This window comes from Mesorhizobium sp. M2C.T.Ca.TU.002.02.1.1 (genome assembly GCF_003997225.1).
Genome location: NZ_RZTO01000499.1, coordinates 1 through 4,727 on the forward strand (window position 1 = coordinate 1; position 4,727 = coordinate 4,727).

Here is a 4,727-nt window from a genome sequence, read left to right on the forward strand (position 1 = left end):
GTCGGAAGCCGGCAAACGCAACCCCGACTGCGCCATTGACGCGATCGGCCTCAAGACCACGGGCATGGTGCGCTACAATTTCGGCGCGGCCGTGCTCTACGAGGAAGCGATCAGGCGCGGCGAGGCGAGATTGACCGCGCAGGGCGCGCTGGTCGCCGAGACCGGCCAGCACACCGGCCGCTCGCCGAAGGACAAATTCGTCGTGCGCGACGAGGCGACCGAGCCGCATGTCTGGTGGGACAACAACAGGGCGATCTCGCCTGCCCAGTTCGAGGCACTGCTTTCCGACTTCCGCGCCCATGCGGCGGACAAGGATCTCTATGTCCAGGACCTGGTTGGCGGCGCCGACGCCGACCTCAAGCTGCCGACCCGGGTCATCACCGAATTCGCCTGGCATTCGTTGTTCATCCGCAATCTCCTGATCCGTCCCGAAGCCGCGGAGCTCGAGCGTTTCGTGCCGCAGATGACGATCATCGACCTGCCGTCCTTCCGCGCCGATCCGGCGCGCCACGGCACCCGCACCGAAACGGTGATCGCGGTCGACCTGATCCGCAAGATCGTGCTGATCGGCGGCACCTCCTATGCCGGCGAGATGAAGAAGTCGGTCTTCACCATGCTGAACTATCTGCTGCCGGCAAAGGGCGTGATGCCGATGCACTGTTCGGCCAATGAGGGGCCGGACGGCGACGCGGCGGTGTTCTTCGGCCTGTCCGGCACCGGCAAGACAACGCTTTCCGCCGATCCGTCGCGCACGCTGATCGGCGACGACGAGCATGGCTGGGGTCCACACGGCATCTTCAATTTCGAGGGCGGCTGCTACGCCAAGACGATCCGGCTGTCGGCCGAGGCGGAGCCTGAGATCTTCGCCACCACGCAGCGCTTCGGCACGGTGCTGGAGAACGTCGTGCTCGACGCCGGCCGCGTTCCGGACTTCAACGACGGCAGCCTCACCGAGAACACGCGCTGCGCCTATCCGCTGGACTTCATTCCCAACGCCTCGAAGACCGGCCGCGCCGGTCACCCGAGGAACATCATCATGCTGACCGCCGACGCCTTTGGCGTCATGCCCCCGATCGCCAGGCTGACGCCGGCGCAGGCCATGTACCACTTCCTGTCGGGCTATACCGCCAAGGTCGCGGGCACGGAAAAGGGCGTCACCGAGCCGGAGGCGACCTTCTCGACCTGCTTCGGCGCCCCGTTCATGCCGCGTCATCCGTCCGAATACGGCAATCTGCTGCGCGAGCTCATCGCCAGCCACGGCGTCGACTGCTGGCTGGTCAACACCGGCTGGACCGGGGGCGCCTACGGCACCGGCCGCCGCATGCCGATCAAGGTGACGCGCGCCTTGCTCGGCGCCGCGCTCGACGGTTCGCTGAAGTCGGCCGAGTTCCGCACCGACGCCAATTTCGGCTTCGAGGTGCCGGTGGCCGTCCCGGGTGTCGACGGCGCCATTCTCGATCCGCGCTCGACCTGGGCCGACAAGGCTGCCTATGACCGCCAGGCCGCGAGGCTGGTCGGTATGTTCGCGACCAATTTCGAGAAGTTCGAGGCGCATGTCGACGCGACCATCATGGGCGCGGCGCCGCGCCTGCAGGAGGCGGCCGAATAATCGCTGCCTCGAGCGTCTTACCTCCGGGGCCCGGTTCACACCGGGCCTTTTCTTTTTGTGGCCATCGCGTCATGAGTGCTTCCATGGCGAGCGACGACGACATCATCATCACCGGCGAAGCCGTTATCCGCCCGGGCGACCTGCACGAGGACTTCATCCGTTCCTCCGGCCCGGGCGGCCAGAACGTCAACAAGGTGGCGACCGCGGTGCAGCTGCGCTTCGACGCGGCGAACGCTTCGGGCCTGTCCCAGCGTGTGCGCGAGCGCGCCATCAAGCTTGCCGGCCAGCGCGCCAACAAGGACGGCGTCATCGTCATCGAGGCCGGCCGCTTCCGCACCCAGGAGCAGAACCGCGCCGACGCGCGGGCGCGGCTAACGGCGTTGATCGCCAAGGCGGCCGAGCCGCCACCGCCGCCGCGCAAGAAGACCAAGCCGTCCAAAGGCGCCGTGGAGCGCCGCCTCAAGAGCAAGGCGGGCCGCTCGACGGTGAAAAAGCTGCGCGGTCGTGTCGACAATGATTAGTCACGGTTGAAATCGGCTGCTTCCAATTCTGGGTTGCAGATGGCAAGCTCCGATTGCTGCAACAGCGAGGAGACCAGCAATGGGTATTTTCGATTTCGTCAAAGGCGTCGGCAAGAAGCTCGGCATCGGCGGCGACGACGAGGCGTCGCCAACCGCGGATACGTTGAAGAAGGAGCTCGATTCGCATAAGCTGGGCACGGACGGCGTCGAGGTCGCCGTCCAGGGCGACACCGCGGTCCTGAAAGGCACGGTCAAGGATCAGTCGGTCTTCGAAAAGGCGGTGATCGCCGTCGGCAACACGCTCGGCGTCTCCAAGGTGCAGGCCGACGAGCTCAAGGTCGCGCCTGGCGCCGGCCAGGCGGCGCCGGCCAAGGAACCGACCTTCTACACAGTCCAGAAGGGCGACAACCTCTGGAAGATCGCCGAAAAGAGCTACGGCAAGGGCCAAGGTGCCAAGAACACCGTCATCTTCGAGGCCAACAAGCCGATGCTGACGCATCCGGACAAGATCTATCCGGGCCAGGTGCTGCGCATCCCCGACCTTGCCTGACCGGCCAGACGATATCGAGAACGGAACGGCGGCTTTCGGGTCGCCGTTTTCTTTTGCCGGTGGCATGCTTGGCTCAGTCAACCGGATCGACCCATGCTCGTTTTGCCCAAAGGCGTCCGCCATATGCCGGGTTACCTCGCGCGCCCCGCCCAGGAGGCGCTGGTCGAGGAGATCAGGCGCGTCGTGCAGGCCGCACCCCTCTACGTTCCGGCCATGCCGCGCACCGGCAAGGAGATGAGCGTGCGCATGACCAATTGCGGCGCGCTTGGCTGGGTGACCGACAAGGAGCGCGGCTATCGCTACCAGCCCACGCATCCGGTGACGGGCGAGCCCTGGCCGCCGATCCCGGAAGCCTTGCTGAAAGTGTGGCGCGAGGTCTCGGCCTATCCGCATCCGCCCGAGGCATGCCTGGTCAACTTCTATGCGGCGGATGCCAAGATGGGCCTGCATCAGGATCGTGACGAAAAGGATTTCGCCGCGCCCGTGGTGTCGGTCTCGCTGGGCGACGACTGCCTGTTCCGGGTCGGCCAGAACAGGCGGGAGGACGGCACGAAATCGTTCAGGCTGAAGAGCGGCGACGTCGTCGTGCTCGGCGGCGAAGGGCGCCTCGCCTTCCACGGCGTCGACCGCATCTACCCCGCGACGTCGGCCCTCCTGAAGAATGGCGGCCGCATCAATCTGACACTGCGGCGGGTGACGGTGCCCGGCTGACCACTCCTTGGCGCAACGCGATCTTAAGGACACCCGGCTACAACCGCGGTTGCGAAACCGAGGTCGTCATGGAACCGAACTGGATCAGGAGCCGAAGCCTCTTGGACGTGGCCATGGTCACGGTCGTATCGATGATCGGTATCTGGATGGCCGAGGTCTACCTGAGCATGTTGTGGAACCTCGACGGCAGAGGGTTTTCCGAACTTTCGCACAGGCTTCCCTACTGGGATTTCACGAACCTCTGGGCAGGGTCGCGCATGGCTATTGACGGCCACGTTGCCGTCCTTTTCGATGTGGACGCCTACCGCGCGGCGCTGCGCGCCATGTTTTCGCCCGACCTTCAAAATCAGGAATGGAGCTATCCGCCGAGTATCCTCTTGCTCGGCGTTCCGCTTGCGACCTTGCCGATCCTGCCTGCTTATCTGATCTGGACGGTTGGGACCGTGCTGTGTCTGTGGCTGGCGATACGGCCGCTGAAGCTCGGAACGGCCCTGGAACTGGCGATTGTCTTGAGTCCCGCCGTTATCTGGAACTCGGTGTTCGGCCAGAACGGCGCGCTGACGACGGCTCTGTTGATCGGAGGTCTCGCCGTGGCGCCAAGGCGTCCGGTGCTGGCTGGTATCTTGTTCGGCCTGCTGACGATCAAGCCGCATCTTGGCATTCTGGTGCCTTTCTGCCTGCTCGCCAGCGGCAATTGGCGAGCCATTCTCGCCGCCATCGGGACCGCCGTCGTGATCGCCGTCGCCACCGGCCTGTTCTTTGGCTTCGATGTCTGGCGGCTGTTCCTGACCGAAACCCGTCCGTTGATGACGGCGATCATGGAGGCTCCTTATCCGCAACCCTACCAATACAACGCGATAACGGTGTTCTTCACGGCGAGGGCAATCGGCTTGGGGTTGGCCGCCGCCTATGGCGTGCAGGCGGTCGCGACCGTCGTTTCCATCGCGGTGGCGGTCTGGCTCTGGTGGCCTGGGCGCCAGGTCTCGCATCAGGAACGCGTGGCGCTTACCGCGGTCCTTGCCATCCTTGCCACGCCTTATGGCTATACCTACGACACGATCGGTCTGGCGGTGGCGGTCGCCATGCTGGCCGCGATGACGTCAAGGCCACCCCGATTGATGCTCGCGGTGTGCTGGCTCTGGCCTTTCGTCGGGCATTTTTTCACCTGGGGCGGATATTGCGTCGCCGTGCTGATCCCGCTGTTCCTCGCCGCCTGGATGCTGTTTTCCATATGGACGAGAAGCCGGAAGGCTGAAGTCTCCGGAGAGCCGTCCCTGGCGTAGCGATTTTCCGTCCGGAATTGCGCACAGGCAAAAGACGCGCAGCGATCCGGCCT

At 64.9% G+C, this 4,727-nt stretch carries 5 protein-coding genes; all 5 read left to right on the plus strand.

All coding sequences use genetic code 11. The features are described 5' to 3' along the window. A partial coding sequence (locus EOD07_RS23300; protein ID WP_245470422.1) for a phosphoenolpyruvate carboxykinase occupies nt 1-1,609 on the plus strand: 1,609 nt, incomplete at its 5' end. A gap of 83 nt (nt 1,610-1,692) precedes the next feature. After that, nucleotides 1,693-2,130 (plus strand): alternative ribosome rescue aminoacyl-tRNA hydrolase ArfB, encoded by a 438-nt coding sequence (gene arfB, locus EOD07_RS23305; protein ID WP_127237131.1) that lies wholly within the window; start codon nt 1,693-1,695, stop codon nt 2,128-2,130. A 79-nt stretch (nt 2,131-2,209) separates the two neighbouring features. Then, nucleotides 2,210-2,680, plus strand: coding sequence for a peptidoglycan-binding protein LysM (gene lysM, locus EOD07_RS23310; protein WP_071031883.1), 471 nt, complete (start codon nt 2,210-2,212; stop codon nt 2,678-2,680). 93 nt (nt 2,681-2,773) lie between these two features. Further along, complete coding sequence (locus EOD07_RS23315) at nt 2,774-3,391, plus strand: alpha-ketoglutarate-dependent dioxygenase AlkB (protein ID WP_040986866.1); 618 nt, start codon at nt 2,774-2,776, stop codon at nt 3,389-3,391. Between the two features lie 113 nt (nt 3,392-3,504). Then, nucleotides 3,505-4,674 (plus strand): glycosyltransferase family 87 protein, encoded by a 1,170-nt coding sequence (locus tag EOD07_RS23320; protein WP_164772454.1) that lies wholly within the window; start codon nt 3,505-3,507, stop codon nt 4,672-4,674. Nucleotides 4,675-4,727: the final 53 nt, after the last annotated feature.

Coding starts and splice junctions, on each gene's coding strand:
- arfB (WP_127237131.1), top strand. CDS start 1,693: ATGGCGAGCGACGACGACATCATCATCACCGGCGAAGCCGTTATCCGC.
- lysM (WP_071031883.1), top strand. CDS start 2,210: ATGGGTATTTTCGATTTCGTCAAAGGCGTCGGCAAGAAGCTCGGCATC.
- EOD07_RS23315 (WP_040986866.1), top strand. CDS start 2,774: ATGCTCGTTTTGCCCAAAGGCGTCCGCCATATGCCGGGTTACCTCGCG.
- EOD07_RS23320 (WP_164772454.1), top strand. CDS start 3,505: ATGGTCACGGTCGTATCGATGATCGGTATCTGGATGGCCGAGGTCTAC.